General features: G+C 40.2%; 17 protein-coding genes. 5 read left to right on the forward strand and 12 right to left on the reverse strand.

What is annotated here, in order from left to right; genetic code table 11:
- Nucleotides 1-594 (reverse strand): IS607 family transposase (locus ABRT01_RS08895; RefSeq protein ID WP_367746851.1); only part of this gene is annotated, 594 nt, incomplete at its 3' end.
- 62 nt (nucleotides 595-656) lie between these two features.
- Nucleotides 657-1,019: a nitrilase-related carbon-nitrogen hydrolase gene (locus ABRT01_RS08900; protein ID WP_367746852.1), complete on the reverse strand. Its 363-nt coding sequence runs from the start codon at nucleotides 1,017-1,019 to the stop codon at nucleotides 657-659.
- A gap of 302 nt (nucleotides 1,020-1,321) precedes the next feature.
- Between ABRT01_RS08900 and ABRT01_RS08905 the strand changes: the two genes are divergently transcribed.
- From ABRT01_RS08905 to ABRT01_RS08925, 5 genes are all read left to right on the forward strand, one after another.
- On the forward strand, nucleotides 1,322-1,624 hold the full coding sequence (locus tag ABRT01_RS08905; protein WP_367746853.1) for a heterocycloanthracin/sonorensin family bacteriocin: 303 nt from the start codon (nucleotides 1,322-1,324) through the stop codon (nucleotides 1,622-1,624).
- A gap of 198 nt (nucleotides 1,625-1,822) precedes the next feature.
- Nucleotides 1,823-3,778: a putative thiazole-containing bacteriocin maturation protein gene (locus tag ABRT01_RS08910; protein WP_367746854.1), complete on the forward strand. Its 1,956-nt coding sequence runs from the start codon at nucleotides 1,823-1,825 to the stop codon at nucleotides 3,776-3,778.
- Entirely contained in the window at nucleotides 3,778-5,718 is a 1,941-nt protein-coding gene (locus tag ABRT01_RS08915; RefSeq protein ID WP_367746855.1) for a TOMM precursor leader peptide-binding protein, read from the forward strand. Before ABRT01_RS08910 ends, ABRT01_RS08915 begins: the two co-directional genes overlap by 1 nt.
- Nucleotides 5,719-5,740: 22 nt before the next feature.
- Complete coding sequence (locus ABRT01_RS08920; RefSeq protein ID WP_367746856.1) at nucleotides 5,741-7,324, forward strand: SagB family peptide dehydrogenase; 1,584 nt, start codon at nucleotides 5,741-5,743, stop codon at nucleotides 7,322-7,324.
- Nucleotides 7,325-7,410: 86 nt separating this feature from the next.
- Nucleotides 7,411-7,536, forward strand: a complete 126-nt coding sequence (locus ABRT01_RS08925; protein WP_269411477.1) for a hypothetical protein — start codon at nucleotides 7,411-7,413, stop codon at nucleotides 7,534-7,536.
- Here ABRT01_RS08925 and ABRT01_RS08930 read toward each other — a convergent pair.
- The 10 genes from ABRT01_RS08930 to ABRT01_RS08975 form a co-directional block, all read right to left on the reverse strand.
- The gene (locus ABRT01_RS08930) at nucleotides 7,533-8,441 is read right to left on the reverse strand and encodes a DMT family transporter (RefSeq protein WP_269411476.1); all 909 of its coding nucleotides are present in this window, start codon (nucleotides 8,439-8,441) and stop codon (nucleotides 7,533-7,535) included. The two genes, ABRT01_RS08925 and ABRT01_RS08930, sit on opposite strands and share 4 nt — an antisense overlap.
- Before the next feature lie 683 nt (nucleotides 8,442-9,124).
- On the reverse strand, nucleotides 9,125-9,703 hold the full coding sequence (locus tag ABRT01_RS08935) for a Uma2 family endonuclease (RefSeq protein WP_269411475.1): 579 nt from the start codon (nucleotides 9,701-9,703) through the stop codon (nucleotides 9,125-9,127).
- Between the two features lie 173 nt (nucleotides 9,704-9,876).
- The gene (locus tag ABRT01_RS08940; RefSeq protein WP_269411474.1) at nucleotides 9,877-10,311 is read right to left on the reverse strand and encodes a VOC family protein; all 435 of its coding nucleotides are present in this window, start codon (nucleotides 10,309-10,311) and stop codon (nucleotides 9,877-9,879) included.
- A gap of 679 nt (nucleotides 10,312-10,990) precedes the next feature.
- On the reverse strand, nucleotides 10,991-12,367 hold the full coding sequence (gene rlmD, locus ABRT01_RS08945) for a 23S rRNA (uracil(1939)-C(5))-methyltransferase RlmD (RefSeq protein WP_269411472.1): 1,377 nt from the start codon (nucleotides 12,365-12,367) through the stop codon (nucleotides 10,991-10,993).
- Nucleotides 12,368-12,533: 166 nt separating this feature from the next.
- Nucleotides 12,534-13,439 (reverse strand): diacylglycerol kinase, encoded by a 906-nt coding sequence (locus tag ABRT01_RS08950; protein ID WP_269411471.1) that lies wholly within the window; start codon nucleotides 13,437-13,439, stop codon nucleotides 12,534-12,536.
- A 320-nt stretch (nucleotides 13,440-13,759) separates the two neighbouring features.
- Nucleotides 13,760-15,190 carry an Asp-tRNA(Asn)/Glu-tRNA(Gln) amidotransferase subunit GatB gene (gene gatB / locus ABRT01_RS08955; protein ID WP_269411470.1) on the reverse strand — a complete coding sequence of 477 codons (1,431 nt, stop codon included), beginning with the start codon at nucleotides 15,188-15,190 and terminating at the stop codon, nucleotides 13,760-13,762.
- Nucleotides 15,187-16,662 carry an Asp-tRNA(Asn)/Glu-tRNA(Gln) amidotransferase subunit GatA gene (gene gatA, locus ABRT01_RS08960; protein WP_269411469.1) on the reverse strand — a complete coding sequence of 492 codons (1,476 nt, stop codon included), beginning with the start codon at nucleotides 16,660-16,662 and terminating at the stop codon, nucleotides 15,187-15,189. Before gatA ends, gatB begins: the two co-directional genes overlap by 4 nt.
- Nucleotides 16,663-16,674: 12 nt before the next feature.
- Nucleotides 16,675-16,965 carry an Asp-tRNA(Asn)/Glu-tRNA(Gln) amidotransferase subunit GatC gene (gene gatC / locus ABRT01_RS08965; RefSeq protein WP_269411468.1) on the reverse strand — a complete coding sequence of 97 codons (291 nt, stop codon included), beginning with the start codon at nucleotides 16,963-16,965 and terminating at the stop codon, nucleotides 16,675-16,677.
- A 291-nt stretch (nucleotides 16,966-17,256) separates the two neighbouring features.
- Nucleotides 17,257-17,397 carry a hypothetical protein gene (locus ABRT01_RS08970; protein WP_269411467.1) on the reverse strand — a complete coding sequence of 47 codons (141 nt, stop codon included), beginning with the start codon at nucleotides 17,395-17,397 and terminating at the stop codon, nucleotides 17,257-17,259.
- A gap of 13 nt (nucleotides 17,398-17,410) precedes the next feature.
- A complete protein-coding gene (locus ABRT01_RS08975) occupies nucleotides 17,411-18,676 on the reverse strand; it encodes a helix-turn-helix domain-containing protein (protein ID WP_269411466.1) in 1,266 nt (421 codons plus the stop codon).
- Nucleotides 18,677-18,682: the final 6 nt, after the last annotated feature.

Consider the following 18,682-nt stretch of genomic DNA (forward strand, 5'->3'; position numbering starts at 1 on the left):
CTGTTTCACCGCTTGTTGCAGTTTCTTTCGCTTGTGACTTCTGCTTCCATACAAGCGGCTGCTGAAGACAGTAATAATGGAAAGCATATCCTCGACTAACTCCTGCTCATATGTTTTATCCTCTGTATGGTTGACGATTTCAATTTTCACATGATGGAAGGCACATATTTGTTCCAACAATTCATACCCAAAACGTAGTAACCTATCCTTGTAGTTGACGACAACTTTCTCCACCTGATTGCTTTGCGCCAGCCGGATTAATTCCTTTAGCCCCTTCTTATCGTCATTCAAACCACTTCCCAGATCTTTTATAATACGAAACTGATATCCATTTGCCGAACAATACTGCGAAACGGTATGGACCTGCCTTTTTAACTCTTCCTTTTGGTCCGATGATGATACACGGCAATACCCAATAACAATTTTGTCTTGAAGTGGTTTCAGATCATGCTTGATAGCACTAAGGTCTTCTACAGCATATCTTCTATGGCCACCGGTGGTTCGAGAGGATGTTATCTTCCCCTCTTTTTCCCACCTTCTTAATGTAGTGGGATGAACACCAAGTATGCTGGATGCTTCATCGATGGTATACATGTTAGCGATCCTCCTCATTTTATTTCTACTTACAAGGTTCGACATAAAATGCAAGAATCCTGCTAAAAAGTAATTAATTTTAAATAATTTAGATTAAACTGTTTTGGAACCCCAATTACGACGTATACCCCAGCTTTATTAACAACTTTGCCGATTTGTTCCGTCTCAGGTCCCGGAACCGTTATGGAGTTCGTCCAATACCTGGCAAAATCCTTTCTTCCTTCATCTGACCTGCTTCCTACTACCGCACCAAATGACATCCCACGTGGATAAGCTGGTATAAATGCTTCAGGGAAAACAATAATTTTTGCATGGTTCATAGCAGCCTCTTCTATTAATCTGATTGTTTTTTTGATACCTTTTTCCTTGTCCATTACTTCTGATCCAGCTTGTACGACTGCAACTTTGTAATTGTTTATTTTCATCAAAGGTTCATCCCTTTCTACAATTGTAACTTGGATTAGTCACTTAATGATTTCTATAGAACAGTTGAAATTCCCTTCCTTCATATATAGTAATTTTGCGAAGTATCAATTCATTGTTTTTGGATCATGACTGACTACATACCGTTTAGACCTGGTTTTGTGTTGTCTCCATCCAGGGTACTGCCAGCAAAAGGTTGAAAACATACGTTAAGGATCTATTCAAACACCATGAAATAGGCTCTTACATCAGTAACAACCACCTAAAAGGATCATATTGTGTTAAAGAGAGAAAAAGTTTTCATATGCAGAAGACAGCAATTGACTCTCTTGTTGCCAATTTACCAATAATTAATAAATATAAAGGGGAGGTACACATGCAGTACTATCAAAACGATTTGCAACAATTAGGAATGGATAATTATCATGTTAGTGAATTAGTTCCTATGGATCATATGAATCAAAATCAGGTTCAGGTTGACAGCAGGCTTTGTGGCGGTTGTGGTCGTTGCGGCGGTTGTGGCCGTTGTGGCGGTTGTTTTCGCTGTGGTGGTTTCCGCTGTGGCGGCTGCTTTGGCTGTTTTGGTTGCTTTGGATTTTTTATTTAGGTCAAAGAAAAAATGTTAGTTTTATAAAATGTCCCCCTGATAGCCAATGCAGGGGGATTTCTCTTCCTTTTAACCCTGTCTAGCTTCAGTGCTAAGTGAGTGCTTTCACTTTTATTTTTTATCATAGTGGACAGTCACGAGTACATAAAATGATAATGAATGAAGGATTCGTAACAATTAGAAACGAGGAGGAAATAAATGTTAAAGTTGAATTCATCCACTCGTCTAAAGGTGAAGAGGGATACATTTTTTCTCCCAGACGCAAAGGGCGGTGTATATTTCCGAAATAATTCCAGTTCATTTCGCATGGAAGGAACGACAATTTATCAATGGATTGAAAAATTGATACCGATGTTTAACGGCGAAAAAACATTAGGAGAATTAACTACGGGCTTAACGCCACCGTATCGTAACAGGGTTTATGAAATTGGAGAAACGTTATACAAGAATGGCTTTGTTCGGGACGCCAGTAAAGATATCCCCCATCAATTAAATCGTTCCATACTCGAAAAATATGCTTCACAAATTGAATTTATAGAGAGTTTCGTGGATTCCGGAGCGTATCGTTTCCAAAAATATCGCCAATCTAATGTTCTTGCTGTTGGCCCGGGTCCCTTTCTCATTTCATTGGCCTCCGCGTTAATCGAATCAGGGTTGCCTAAACTAAATGCCATGAATTTGGATCCAGATGATACAAATAGGCAACGTTTGAATGAATTGGTTCAAAGTGTCAGAGAGAGGGAGCCAGATGCTGAGGTAATGGAGGTAAACTTTCAGAAAGGAAAAGGTGGAGAATTTTGGAAACAGGTTATGCAAGACTATGATTGGATTTTATACGTCTCACAGTCCGGAGATGTAAATGAATTAAGGGAACTTAACTCCGTTTGCAGAGAGGAAAAGAAGTCATTTATCCCTGCCATATGTTTACAACAAGTGGGGCTTTCCGGTCCGTTATTTCATCCGGAATCTGATGGGTGCTGGGAGTCTGCATGGCTTAGAATTCATCGATCCGTATTGCATACAGAAGAACCGTGCTCTCAGCCGTTTTCGTCAACAACGGCATCCATTTTAGCGAATGTCGCCGTGTTTGAAATGTTTAAGAATGTTACCGGAATTGCTGATGCAAATCAAAGCAACCAAATTTACCTGCTTGATCTTGAAACGCTGGAAGGTGAATGGTTATCATTTATCACACATCCGTTAGTGACATCCAAAAGTTTTACGCCCAAACTTGTTGAAAATCTTGACGCAAGGCTCAACAAGGAAACGGTCAGAGATCATCAACCGAATGACCTTTTGGGATATTTCAGTCAATTAACTTCCGAGAAGACGGGAATTTTCCATACGTGGACGGAAAAAAGTTTGTCACAGCTTCCACTTGCACAGTGTTATGTTCAGGCGATTAATCCGATGTCAGAGGGCCCGGCAGAACTATTGCCAGAAGTTATCTGTGCGGACTTAACACATGAGGATGCAAGAAGAGAAGCTGGCCTGACTGGAATTGAAATGTACGTTACACAAATGATCGATTCCACGGAGTTCAAAAAAGGGAATCATCAGGTTGGCACAAACATAACTGAGGACGGTATTGGCGTCGGGGCGGGGGAAACCATTGAAGAGGCTATTTGCCGGGGACTGCAAGCTTATTTGAATGAAGCATTGGCAAAAAAAAACAGTGACCAACTGAATACGATTAATATGCCGGTAGAATTAATGAAAGATAGGCGATGCAAATATTATTATAATGCTCTGACTAGCTTAAACGGTTCACCGGCAATCGGTTTGAAAGAGAACTTGTTAGGCTTTCCCGTGATAGGGGTTAAATCAAATGGACGCTGGTATTCCAGTGTGGGTTTAAATACTACATTAGGCATGCGGCATGCATTGAAACAAGCGATTTTGGATACCCGCGGTCCTATGGATTCCATGATGAGAAAAGAAACGGATCCAGTAGTTTTTAGTAATAAAACGGAAACCAGACTTGAAATCCCCTCTTGTGATGAAGTGACACAATTGCAGTTATTACAATCCGCTATTCAGACTTTAAGACAAAACAGCAAACGGTTATTCGTTTATGATCTTACATTCGAACCTTTTATGAAACAGGAAATGGCCGGGGTGTTTGGTGTGCAGATACAGGAGGATGAGTCCTAATGGCTACTCATATTCTAATTAGCGGACACGGTTTATTAGCAAACTTTGTATACGATCAATTGTCCCATAGTTATTCCGTCAAGCGTCAAAACATTTTAGATGACGTTCCCGAAGACACAAAACTAGCTCTTGTGCTGCATGATGCCTGGTATCCATCTATTCATCAAAAAGCGGATGAAAGTTTCAGAACTGCACGTATCCCGTGGTTTCGAGGATTTGCATCGTTTGGGGAAGGAATCATCGGTCCATTCGTACGACCTGATTCACCGGGATGTTCTCGCTGCGCGGACATGCGCCGTATAATAGCTGGAGCTGATAGTCAGGAAATGTGGGAGTTTCAGATGAGAATGGCAGCAGAAGCAAGTCCGCGGCAAGATGTATGGGCATCACGAATGGGACTATCGCATATGGCAAATTTAATATGCAACGAAGTACAGAGGATTCTTCAAGGAATACCAAGCAATTTGGAAGAAAGGATTTTCATTACGAACCTGAAAACATTAACAAACTCCAGTCACTATTTCTTGCCCGACCCATCATGCCAAATATGCAGTCGTTTGCCTGATGATACAGCTGAACGAGCTCGAATCAAGTTGACATCTCGTCTGAAAACAAGCGGGAATGGTTATCGCTGCCGTTCGATAGATGAATTAAAAGCAGTTTTAGCCAGAGATTATCTTGATGAACGTACTGGTATTATGAATGGGAAAGTACAAGATTTAACGTTGCCTTTTGCGGATGTGATAGTCAACTTGCCTTTGTTTGGAGCAGATGAAGGAGTAGCAGGAAGGTCTAATTCTTATGAGATGAGTGAGCAAACTGCCATTTTGGAAGGTTTAGAGAGATATTGTGGAATCAGGCCTCGTGGAAAGCGGACAGTAGTACGTAATAGTTATCGTCAACTAGAGAATAACGCGATAAATCCTATACGAGTAGGTTTACATGAAAAGGAGCAATATGAAAAGTCAGAATTTCCCTTTAAACCGTTTCATCCTGATCGGCCAATGAATTGGGTCTGGGGCTATTCGTTTTTATCTGAACGCCCTATTTTGGTTCCAGAATTACTTGCTTATTACAGTTTGGGCTACAGCGAAGGATTGGTTTATGAAACTTCAAATGGATGTGCGCTGGGCGGAAGTTTAGAAGAAGCTATTTTTCATGGCATTATGGAGGTTGTTGAACGGGACGCCTTCTTGTTAACGTGGTATGCTTACCTTCCTCTTCCGCGTCTTAATCTTCGTTCTGCAGATGACAAAGAACTGCAGTTAATGGTCGACAGGTTATATGAAGTGACCGGATATGACCTTTATTTTTATAATTCAACGATGGAACATGGGATTCCGAGCGTTTTTGGTGTGGCAAAAAACAGAGAATCAAAGGGATTAAACCTCATTTGCGCAGCCGCAGCTAACCCTGATCCTATTAGTGCTGTAAAAAGCACGATCTATGAACTTGCAGGAACGATGGCCAGACAAGACGAAAAGCTTGAGGAAAACCGACAGAAATATGAAGCCATGCTACGGGATCCGTTTGCCGTGCATACGATGGAAGACCATGGCCTGCTTTACGGTCTGCCAGAAGCAGAGGAACGATTGCATTTCTTATTGGATGACCATCGTCCATTACGTACATTTTCCGAGGAATTTAAGCAGCCACATGCAAATATTGATTTGAAGGATGATCTTCAAGATATTCTTCAGAAATTCCGACAGTTAAACCTTGAGGTCATTGTAGTTGATCAAACAACACCTATCACGAAACGAAATGGGTTATACTGTGTAAAAGTATTGATTCCCGGAATGTTACCGATGACATTTGGACATCATCTTACCCGGGTGAAAGGGCTGAAGAGAGTACTTACGGTACCGATGGAACTAGGATTTACAAAGGCACCACTAACGTATGATCAGTTAAATCCAAATCCCCATCCGTTCCCATAATGGTAGAATAAGGAGGCTTAGGATGGATCCAGAAACGTTTCTACACGATCTGCATTTTGACACAGAAAAAGTCACTCCGCCGGATTGGCAAGTGGATTGGGAAGATGCACCGCTCCCCTATAAATTGTATCGCCGCTTACCAGTGGTTCCACTTTCCGCAGATGTGCCTTTAACACTTGGTAAAAGGGAAGCACATGTAAAGCCGAGCTTGGTGGAGCTTGGTCATTTCTTATGGTATGTTTATGGGCTCACTCAATACGCTCAATCCGCTTTAAACAGTGGAATGAATGAAAAAGATGTGAGCTTTATCCAATCGACTCGCAGGTTTGTTCCTTCAGGAGGGGCACTTTATCCCAATGAAATATATGTATATATAAATATTGAAAAAGCTCCACAAGGCATTTACCATTATGATGTGGCGCATCACCGCCTAGTATTGGTGCGAGAAGGAGATTATGATTTCTACTTAGCCAGAAGTCTTAAAAATGGTAATGATATTTCCAGTTGTTTTTGCACAATCTTTATTTCAACAGTTTTTTGGAAAAACTTTTATAAATATAACAACTTTTCTTATAGGCTCCAAGGGCTTGATGCAGGTGTATTAATTGGGCAAGCGTTAGAAGTGGCCAATCAGATGAGATTCTCTTCACGAGTATGCTACCAATTTCTTGATCGGGCGGTCAATCATTTACTTGGATTGTCCGAACAGGATGAAAGTGTATATGCGGCTATTTCATTATCTACTGATGATTCTATCCATTATGTTGACAAAGAAACAAACAGAAAAGAAACTGCTTCAGCCACTCAATTATGCCGGGAATTGCCACTTTTAAATCATATTTCCTATAACCGTTCAAAAAGAGTCATTCCTTACCCGATGCTGGAAAAAATTAATGAAATATCGATGTTTGAAACAACGAGGTCATTTGTGAAGCTGAAAAATAAGCATAGTGCGGAACATTCGTTAGATGCGGAAATGATCTTGCTTCCGTTTATGGAAGGCTTTTCGTACAATCTCGCATCTATTTGTAGGGAGAGACATTCACCTGATATCGACTTTATGATCGGAAAAGTGAGCCAAACGCAACTATCTACTTTGTTAAGGGAGACATTCTCTTTCTCCTATCAGAATGACCTCGACGAAACATATGGGAATATTGAGAGTCGTATGTCTTTGTATGGTAGCTTATGTAATGTAGAAGGGATCCCAAATGGTACCTGCTTATATGAAAGTAACACCCATGCCCTTCGAATGATAAACAAAGGGGATTACCGAGAGCTATTACAAAATGGATTAACAATGCCCAATGTGAATCTGTATCAGGTTCCACTTTGTCTACATGTCGTTGGGGAAAAAGATTATCTCAAAGAGGAATTGGGATATAGGGGATATCGCATCCAACAGATGGAGGCGGGCATTCTCGTACAACGACTGCTTTTAATTTCGTGTGCTTTAGGAATGGGAGGGCATCCATTACTAGGATTTGATGTGAACAACTGTGATCAGCTTTACAGGATTGATTCTAAAGGAAAAACCTGCTTGATCCAAATTCCGGTTGGACCATACCGTCCTCGTGCTTGGTTAAAAGGGAGTTTGCAAAGCTAGGGGAGACTGGGGTAGAATAGAATTTTGTTTTCTAAACCATGTATACCCCCTTTTGAAAATCCAAACTTCCTGAAAAGATAGAACGTATGAAGCATGAAGCCCCACACAACGGCGGGGCTTCTCATTATTTGGTGATTAGCAAATCATCAAATCAGCATGTAAAACTAAAAACACTGGCCGTTATTCGTGTAGTAGTCGCTATTAGCCATTAGCCCGTCTCTGCTGATTTAGAATGCTGTTTTGGGATAGGTTGTTTTGAGCCTCCCTGTAATCTTAAAAAGTAGAAGATACCCACTATAATTAAAACACCGCCAACCATTTCTACTGGTGTCAGCATCTCATTTAAAAGGATAATTGCTAAAACTGAAGCACCGACCGGTTCTCCCAGCGTGCTCATAGATACTGTTGTCGTATTAACATAGTTTAGTAACAAATTAAAAATAATATGTGCGCCCGTTGGGAAAATAGCGAGCATTAAAAAGACTAGCCAATCATTTGCACTATAGCCAGTAAATTGTATTCCACCAATAAGATTAAATACAGCAACGGTGAAACCAGCCACTAAAAAAACTAAAAAGCTGTATACCCAGTGATTAATTGACTTTACATTTCGTTGGCCGATCATTAAATAAAGCACAACAGATACAACAGCAAGAAAGGATAAAATATTTCCTAATAAAACGCCGCTTCCACTGCCTAAATTTCCTCCGCCAACAATAACAACACCTATAAAAGCAATCCCCATCGCTACCACTGTACGTATATCTAATTTTTCTTTAAAGAAAATCAGACCGCCAACTAAAGCAATTGCAGGCTGCAGCGCTAAAATTAAAGTAGAGCTTGCCACTGTCGTATGATTTAATGACTCAAACCACAATCCAAAATGACCTGCCAGAAAAATTCCGGCAAATACAATGGCTATCCACTCTTTTCTGTTTATTTTTAAAAATGATTTTCGATATTTAAAAACCATAGGAAAAATTAATACACATGCTAAAAACATCCGATACATCACCATAATGGTAGAAGGTGCATCGGACAATTTCACAAGTATTGCTGATAAGGATATGCAGATAATTGTGATAACTAATAGCAGGTTAATGGTTCCTTGTTTCAATTATTATCCCCTCCCCAGAGATTGAATTCTGTTTTGTTAAGAAGAGGTTCAAGCGTTTCTATTCCTAAATACCTCTTACATGAATAATATTTATAAAATCATTACCGGCTAATAATAGCATGCCGAATACATTTTTTACAACTATTCAACTCATGAGGATATGTACATATTTCTCGTTAAGGGAGTACACTAATAAAACCAGGAACGGTTCACAAAATGTTACCCGATATCACTTAACTAGCAGCCTCCAGCTAAAGTAATTGCACCGTTTTTACGGGAAGTGTGCAAGGGAACATGCATGATGGAAAAACGTTGGAGCCAACATTAAAAATATTCAAGGAGGAACATTCGAAAATAGCGGAGCAGCTGAACTGTATCCTAGCTGACGGAGTTTATCAAAACACCGGGTAATCAGGAAATAACAAAGGAAATACTGCAAGCAAAATTAGTGACACCAATTAATCCGCGAAATCATAAAGATCAACCAAGTGATGCGCAGGGAATTGAAAAAATCGATCGGTATGGCACGCCGGTTTGCATTAGTGATCACCAAATGGAATTGAGGGGATCCGGCCGGAAAAAAGAACGATATATTTTCACGTGTCCGGTTTTCCCTTCAAACGCCAAACAGGAAGATCTTACCTGTCCCCTTGCGAATCACATACGTAGAAATTCATGTAACTTTATTCAGACAACACCATTTTCAAATCAATGATACAGCCATCTAAAATGCCTACTTCTACCTCTTCCTGATCTGAATATAAATCCGGTCGGCCGTAGCGCCTGTTTTCTTGAAGCATAAACACACTAACAATTTTTTCCTTCGGTTCAACAATCCAATATTCCTTCACACCTGCTTGTTCATATTTATTAAATTTCATTATTTTATCACGTCTGGCTGTAGACGGAGAAATAATCTCCACAAGCATATCCGGTGTCCCTTTACACCCTGCATCATCCAATTTAGATGTGTCGCAAACAATCGTAATGTCCGGTTCAAAAATATTTTCCGCGTTTTCTACATCCTCGGATTGTTCGCCAATGTCCAATACGACATGGAAAGGTGCAGGATAGACCTCACAGTCTTTTCCAACTAAGAAATTGGCAAGTTGACGATGTAATTCCGACAGCACCTTTTGATGAGTTCTTGATGGTGCTGTAAGTAAATAGGGGGTACCATCAATAATCTCCGTTCTTGTATCCTCTGGCCACGACAAATAATCAGCATACGTATATTTTCGATCCTTTTTGGGTAATGTCACCTTTAATCAACTCCAGTTATCGTTATGGTAACAATGGTTTGATTATATTCTAGCATAATCCAATCAACATAGTACTCATTCCGCGTGTATTAGTGTTATTATTAGGATACAGTTTATTGACTTCGTTTATAATATCGGCTTTAATCGGTGTCTCTAAATGATATTACACACAGTTATTCAAAATCTTTACTTAAAATGTCAACGCGCTCTTCAAAAGATACTTCGCGGTGAATTTCATGTAACATCCATACATACCCGTAACTATCAGAAAACATGGCGTTTGAAATGCCCATTTCCTCCATTCTTGTGACAGGCTGAATTTCTGTTGCATGAGCGGCCATTGCTTTTTCATATGTTTCTTGAATGTTTGGAACCACGACATTGAACCAAAATGATTGCGTCTCCCCTTCTTTCGGAGCAAATAATTGATATTCAGGATTTTCATCAAGCATATGAAAACGCGTACCGTAAATTGTGAATACTGCTTCATTATTCCCTGTTTTAAAATTTGTTTCTTCTACTACTTCTACATCAAAAATAGACTTGTACTGCGCCAAAGCGGTTTTGCTATCTTTTACAACAAAATCAAATTCCACTCCGTTAATCATTTGACACTCTCCTATTCACAGCTTTTTAATTAATTAAACATATGGAACAACCATTGCAGGACACATGTTAACACACTTTAAGTGACCTCTGAAATCCATCCTACATTGAAAAATATCGTTCATTTCTATTTCTTCGTTTCTTGTCATCGAGATTTTTTATTGTCTCATTATATTTATCTTGATATGTTTCTTTATCTAGACTACCCTCTATACGCATATCAATCAACTTATTTTTCTTCTTCTCTAATGCTTCAATTTCTATCTCAATTTTAGAAAGCTTCTCATATGCTGTATTCAAACTGATTATTGCGGATAAATTGAGCCACTTATGCGGAGTTACGGAGTTTTGAGCCAGTCAACGCGGGAAAATGAGCCACCTTCTGCGGACTGGAGAGCCAGCACGATAAATAGAATAACCTCATGGAAACTTTCTTGGAGTTTTTAAAAGAAGTGTTGAAAGGAATTGTTTGTGCGATTAGTGCGTACCTATTCCATAAAACCTTTTTAAACAAAGAGAAAACCACCCACTGCCGTCGCAAGCGTGAAGGTGGTTTTCGCAAAAATTAAATTGTGACAACCACCGCCTGTACGGCTATGGCTGCAAAGAGAAGCGTAAACGCGCTTCTCTTTTACTATCTATATCCATTTTAACGTAAAAACATGCAAAAGTCAATGTGACTTATTCGTCAACCCGTGTTAACAACGCCACACACTCCACATGCTCCGTCATCGGAAACATATCGACCGGCTGCACTTCCTTTGTCTCATATCCACCATTTTCCAATACACGCAAATCTCTTGCCAAAGTACTAGGATTACATGACACATACACAATCCGTTTCGGCTGCATATCGATCATCGCCTTCAATAGTTCCTCATCACAGCCTTTGCGCGGCGGATCGACTACAATCACGTCCGGGTCCAGTCCTTGCATTTTCCACCAAGGCATGACTTTTTCCGCTTCTCCGACAAAAAATTCCGCATTGGTTATACCGTTCAACTTGGCATTTTTCTTGGCATCATCAATCGCCTCAGGTACTACTTCTACCCCATATACTTTCTTCGCCTGTTCGGCTAAAAATAAGGAGATGGTACCAATCCCGCAATAGGCATCAATAACGATATCCTTGGTACCAATTTGCGCGTATGCCAATGCTTTATCATATAATGTCTTGGTTTGTACCGGATTTACCTGATAAAATGATTTTGCGGAGATGGCAAATGTCAGGTCACCAATCCGATCATGAATATATTTCTCGCCCCACAGGAGTTTCGTTTTTTTGCCCATAATGACATTGGTCTGCTTATCATTCACATTTTGCATGATTGATTTCAAGTTCGGGTAGGTCTCGGTTAACTCCCTTACAAGTACGTCTTGCTTCGGCAGTTCTTCTGTCTTTGTTACCAGCACAACCATCATTTCATTCGTTGCTTGTCCTGTTCGTACCATAATATGTCGCAATACACCCGTATGTTTTTCCTCATTATACGCTGAAATACCGAGCCGATCAGCGATACTTCTGACAGACTTGACCACATCATTAATCACCACGTTATGAGTGACACATGTTTCCGTATTTTCAATAATACGATGGCTGCGTTTTTGATAAAATCCAGTAATCAGTTTGCCATCCTTTTCTCCCACTGGAATTTGCACTTTATTCCGGTAGTGCAGCGGATCATCCATGCCAATAATCGGATGGATCGGCACATGCTTCAGATGAGCAATCTTTTTCATCACGTTCTTCACCTGATTTTGCTTCATCTCCAGCTGCAATCGATAGCTCATATGTTGCAGGCCACAGCCATTACAGTGGACGTCACATACAGGTTCAACCCGATCCGGACTTTCTTTGATCAATTCCAGTAATTTGCCGAACCCGAAATTCTTATTTACTTTGATTACTTTTATTGTGGCCTTTTCCCCTGGTAACGCGTTTGGTACAAATAACGGATATCCATCAATTTTGCCCACGCCACTTCCTTCATGGGTCAAATCTTCAAATGTTAAGGTGACTGTCTCATTCTTTTTCACAGGTGCTGTCTGTTTCGCCATCGAATCTTCCTTTACATTCGTAAAAATGTATTCTCATCATACCATATCTTGTTCTCATTTAATTAAATACATTCCTTGATGCAAATACTTTTATTTAAAATATAACATTCAAAGCTCTACAATTCCATCTATCCCATGGCTCAATTAAAAAAATGACTGCGCTTCATCAGTCATTTTTCTCCGCAAATTCATCGGACACAAATAATTCAATATGCTGTTTTAAATTTCTAAACTCACCGGGTAATAACCCGCCAAATTCGCCGTCAATATTCAATTGCATTTTTTCAACGTTCTCTACTTTAATATACTTTGCCTGTGTATAAATCAAGTTCTTGTGATCCAAGTGGGCTCCCCTTAGTGCGAGTGTTGCAATATGGATAAATTCAGCCAGATTTGTCTTTTTCAAAATCAACAAATCAAAATAGCCATCATCCATTTTGGCATCCGGCGCCAACTTTTCAAAACCGCCAACTGAATTGGTATTGGATACCAAAAACAGCATAATTTCGTCTTCTAATACTTCATCATCATATTCAATCCGAACGCTTGTTGGCTTTACTGATGGAAGCATCTCCATCCCTTTCATATAATAAGCCAGCTGTCCGAGCATCGTTTTTAATTTACTTGGCACTTCATAGGTTAATTCCGTCAGCTTGCCACCACCGGCAATATTGACAAAATAACGTTCATTGACCTTACCAATATCAAGTGGCAGTGAACGATCGTTTAATATAATATCAACAGCCTTCATGATATTGCGGGGAATACCTAATGCACGGGCGAAGTCATTTGTCGTCCCTACAGGTATAATTCCAAGTTTGGGACGGTAATCCTGTTCAGCAAGCCCGTTTACAACTTCATTGACGGTTCCATCTCCCCCTGCTGCAACAACGACATCATATCCTCTGTCTACCGCTGTTTTTGCTGCCTCGATTGCGTCGCCTTCACCTGTAGTCGCATGGGCCGATGCTTCATATCCGGCTATTTCGAATCGTTCTAACACCTTTGCCAGTTCTTTTTTAAACGCTTCTCGCCCCGATGTCGGATTATAAATGATCCTGGCTCGTTTCATCGTCTCTTCCTCCTATTGCAATGACGGTTACTAGATCATGTAATGCGATTTTATTTATACATACAACCACTATCATAGACTTTTTTTCTCTATTTGAAAAGTCTAACCGCACTTTTTTGAGCTCAAAAAGGCGATAATCACCAAGAGGAAATTCTTGGTGAAATTGTTAAGAACCAAATAGTGAAGCTTCATTTCGTGGGGTTTCAGCATCTCACACGTGATTAATAAGTCGGGTATAATCCGGTAAATCCTCTTCACCATACAATAATTTTAAGAGGGCCATCCCAGAAATTAAATTCCGAGATGGCCTTCTCTTATGTTTACCGTTTATCCATTTCCTCTTTTAAAATCTTATTGACCATTGGCGGATTTGCCTGTCCTTTTGTTTGTTTCATAACTTGGCCAACCAGGAATCCTAATGCCCGATCTTTACCATTTTTGTAATCAATAATCGATTGTTCATTGGCATCCAGTATCGGCGTAATGATATCACGGAGTTGTCCCTCATCGGAAATCTGTACAAGCCCTTTCTCTTTGACAATCTTCTCGGGATCGCCACCTTTATCCACTAATTCGGCAAATACTTTTTTGGCGATTTTAGAAGAAATGGTGCCATCTTCAATTAACTGAATCATTTTACCGAGTGATTGTGGGGTAAGTGCCAAATCATGCAGCTCCTTCAGATGCTTGTTCATGTATCCGGATACTTCGCCCATTAACCAGTTGGATGCCTGTTTCACGTCAGCGCCACTTGCAACCGTTGCTTCAAAAAAGTCAGCCATTTCTTTAGAGCTGGTCAAATTCGCTGCATCGTATTCCGATAGCTCCAATTCATTGATAAACCGTGCTTTTCGCTTATCCGGAAGTTCCGGGATTTGCTGACGGATCCGCTCTTTCCATGCCTCATCAATGTATAATGGCACGAGATCTGGTTCCGGGAAGTATCGGTAGTCATCCGAGCCTTCCTTGACCCGCATTAAAATGGTTTCTTTCGTTTTTTCATCAAAACGACGGGTTTCCTGTAAAATCTCTCCACCAGAAAGTAACACTTTTTGCTGACGCTTTTCTTCAAATTCCAGCCCTTTTTGAACATAGGCGAAGGAGTTCAAGTTTTTCAACTCGGTTTTCACCCCGAATGCTTCTTGTCCAATTGGCCGGATCGACAAGTTCGCGTCACACCTTAATGAACCTTCTTCCATTTTACAATCGGAAACACCGGTATATTGAATAATGCTTTTCAATTTTTCCAAATATGCATAGGCCTCTTCCGGTGAACGCATATCAGGTTCAGACACGATTTCGATCAACGGTGTGCCTTGGCGGTTAAAGTCCACAAGTGAGTAACCATCGTCACCATGGGTTAGTTTACCGGCATCTTCCTCCAAGTGTAAGCGAGTGATACCGATCCGCTTCTTTTTCCCGCCGACTTCAATTTCCACCCAGCCATGTTCCCCAATCGGTTTATCGAACTGGGAAATCTGATAAGCTTTTGGGTTGTCCGGATAAAAGTAGTTTTTTCGGTCAAATTTCGTATCTGTCGCAATTTCGCAATTCAATGCCATTGCCGCTTTCATCGCAAAATTGACAGCTTCTTCGTTTAATACCGGCAAAACCCCAGGATAGGCCAAATCAATTGGGCTAATATTGGAATTCGGCTTGGCCCCAAAAGCATTCGGGCTGGGACTGAAAATTTTTGAGTCTGTTTTTAATTCTACGTGTACTTCGAGTCCAATGATTGTTTCAAAATTCATTTGCTCACACCCCCTAGCTCCGGACGCTTCGTATGATAATCGGTTGCTTGCTCAAAAGCATGTGCAGTTCGGTATACCGTGTTTTCATCAAAGTATTTGCCAATGATTTGCAAGCCATATGGCAATCCGTTTTCCGACATGCCACAAGGTACAGAAATCGCGGGAACACCAGCAAGGTTAACAGGAATGGTCAAAATATCGTTGGTATACATAGTCAAAGGATCATCGATATTTTCGCCAACTTTAAATGCCGGTGTTGGTGTTGTTGGTCCGATAACAACATCATAACTTTCAAATACGTGATCAAAATCTTGTTTAATTAATGTACGTACCTTTTGCGCTTTCTTATAAAATGCATCGTAATAGCCGGACGATAATGCATACGTTCCCAGCATAATCCGGCGTTTCACCTCATCACCAAAGCCTTCACTACGGGATAGTTTAAACATGTCCAGCATATCTTTGGCATTTTCCGAACGAACACCATAACGTACACCATCAAATCGTGCCAGGTTAGCAGACGCCTCGGATGAAGCAAGCAGGTAGTATGTTGCAACCGCGTATTTTGTATGTGGCAAGGAAACTTCTTCCCACTGGGCACCTAATGATTCATAGACAGCAAGCGCGTCCATTACCGATTTACGAACTTCTTCAGATACACCTTCACCAAGATATTCTTTTGGAACGGCAATCTTTAGTCCTTTTACATCACCGGTTAACCCTTCTGTAAATGCAGGCACTTCGACATTGGCACTAGTGGCATCCATTTTATCCTGACCGGAGATAACCTCTAATACCCGAGCATTATCGGCCACATTCCGGGTAATTGGGCCAATTTGGTCAAAGGAAGAAGCAAACGCTACTAAGCCAAAGCGTGATACCCGGCCATAGGTTGGTTTTAATCCAACAACCCCGCAAAAGGATGCAGGCTGGCGAATTGATCCACCTGTATCAGACCCTAAAGCATAAAAAACTTCACCAGAAGCAACCGCAGCCGCAGACCCGCCACTGGAACCACCTGGTACATAGTCGGTATTCCATGGGTTGCGTGTCGGGGTAAAACTTGAATTTTCATTCGAGGAACCCATAGCAAACTCGTCCATGTTTAATTTTCCGATCTTCACCGATTTCGCGTCATTCAATTTCTCAATGACCGTTGCATTGTATAGCGGATCGTCAAAGTTTCTCAGGAATTGACTGGCACAGGTCGTCCGCAGTGCCTTGGATACAATATTATCTTTAATCCCGGCAGGCATCCCGAACAATGGATGTTTCGCAAAATCCGGTGTTTCATTGTCTAACGCCTTTGCTTCATTACGGGCATTCTCTTCGTCCAATGTTAAAAATGCCTGTACCTGGTCATCCACTTCCGCGATTCGTTTATAGGACGTATCCACCAACTCTGTTACGGAAACTTCTTTATTATGTAATTTCACTTCCAGTTCTTTGATACTGTTATCAAACAATGACATGTCTTTCCCTCCCTACTCCAGGATCGATGGCACACGGAAATAATCACCTTTTGTATCTGGTGCGTTTTTCAGTGCATCTTCCTGGGTAATCCATTCTTTTGGTTCGTCTTTACGCAGGACATTTTTCAAATCCAGTACGTGTGTCATTGGCTCTACACCTGTCGTATCCAGTTCATTTAATTGCTCTGCATATTCCAGAATCGAGCTCAGTTGTTTCGTAAACATTTTAGCTTCTTCATCGGTTATCGCAAGTCGCGCCAGATTGGCAACATGTTTCACCTGATCCATTGAAATATCCGCCATATTTACACCTCCGATTAAGTCTCACAATACTATTGATAATAGCAGAATTAGACAGCTATTAGCAACTAATCGCGACACTGTTTGTTGTTTTTTCACATTTGAATCACGCGAATAACAACCACATTTTCTACAGTATCAATCGCTTACCCCACCTTTATCAACCGGAAAACCTAATATATCAACCAAATTATTATGTAGGAACAAAAAAAGTCCCGAAACGGGTTCCAATCCATTTCGGGAATCATCATCATAGTAATAGGGTAATAGACTAAAAACTTTGATACTTAGTGATTAAAATGAAGAGCCGTGACTGCTGATTGATAGAACACCAGGTTCTCTATCCATTGCCAGATCTGATGAATTATCTTGGGTGAACAAAAATCCTGTAGCCAATAGGGCACCCAAGGCTACTGTTGCGATAATCTTTTTCAACTTTATCCCCCCTTTAAATAATCGTAAATTGTTCATAAGCTAAATTAGCTTGCTTATAAAATTTGGTTGCTTCCTTGTACCTGCGTAACTGTTCATAATGTTTGCCCATAAGTTCTGCGTAGGTGACAAGGTTTGCATAGTCTTTATGTTTCTCCAAATATGGAATAAACTTATTAATCACTAAATCTTCAAATTCCTCCCTATCATTCTCAAGTGCATAATAATAGGTATAAGTTATATAATAAAATAATTTATACTGCTCAATATTAACAGCATTCTCCATCAAGTTCAGACTTAATTTAACACAATCCCTCGCCTTATCGTAATCATCAATATTGTAATATTCCCTAATTAAACATGTGATGGCAGCTAGTCTTTCTTCTATAGCTAATTGCTCATCATTCATTATTTTACTATAGAACTTGATTGCTTTACTTGTTTCACCTTTAGTTGAGTATAAACTTCCCAGATTTTGGTTTGTTAATTGAATCAGTTGATTATTTTCACTTAATTTTCCTAAGTGTGATGCCAAATTGTAATTCTTAATCGCTTTCTCATACATCATCAGTCGCCGATAAGAAATGCCCAACAAAATATGGCACTGTGCACATCTCATAAAATTATATTTTTTTTGGAATACATCCAATGCCTTATTTGCATATTCAATTGATTCAAGCGTATTTCGCAACTTACTATGTGTTACCGAAATCGTATACTGCAAGTCGGCAACTTCCTCTTCTGACAATTCCAGTTGGTTCAGCTTTTCTTCTGCAAGTTCATACATTCGCATCGCTTGAATAAATTCCCCTACAATTGAATTGTAGTTTCCTTTAAACTTATACCAATAAAATTGATGCAGGTTATCAAATGTGCTAAATAAATCTGCCAGACTATTCATTTGTGTCAGTGCCGTTTCGTAATCACCTAGAATAAGGAAGTAACGTATCTTATGTATCTCGAACATGACCAGATTCTCGGAATGTGTATCTTCCATTAGCTCCTCTAGTTCATTATACCGGCGAACAATTTCTTCTCTATCACTGACCTCGTACAGGCGACTGAACCACTCCTGGCATTTTTCCTTGATGGTCATTTCCTTTTCGTTATCCAGCTGTATGCCAAGACGTGAGCATAAAAGACTAATGATTTCCGGACTTGCCTCTGTTTTACCGTTTTCAATCTTGGATAAGTAGGCAAAGGATACAATTCCTTCTGCTAGCTCCGCCTGGGTCATTTCCTGTTTGATACGGTGTAATTTGATGTATGATCCTATTTCCATCTATGT

Source organism: Lentibacillus sp. L22 (assembly GCF_040812445.1).
Classification (GTDB): Bacteria; Bacillota; Bacilli; order Bacillales; family Amphibacillaceae; genus Lentibacillus_C; species Lentibacillus_C daqui.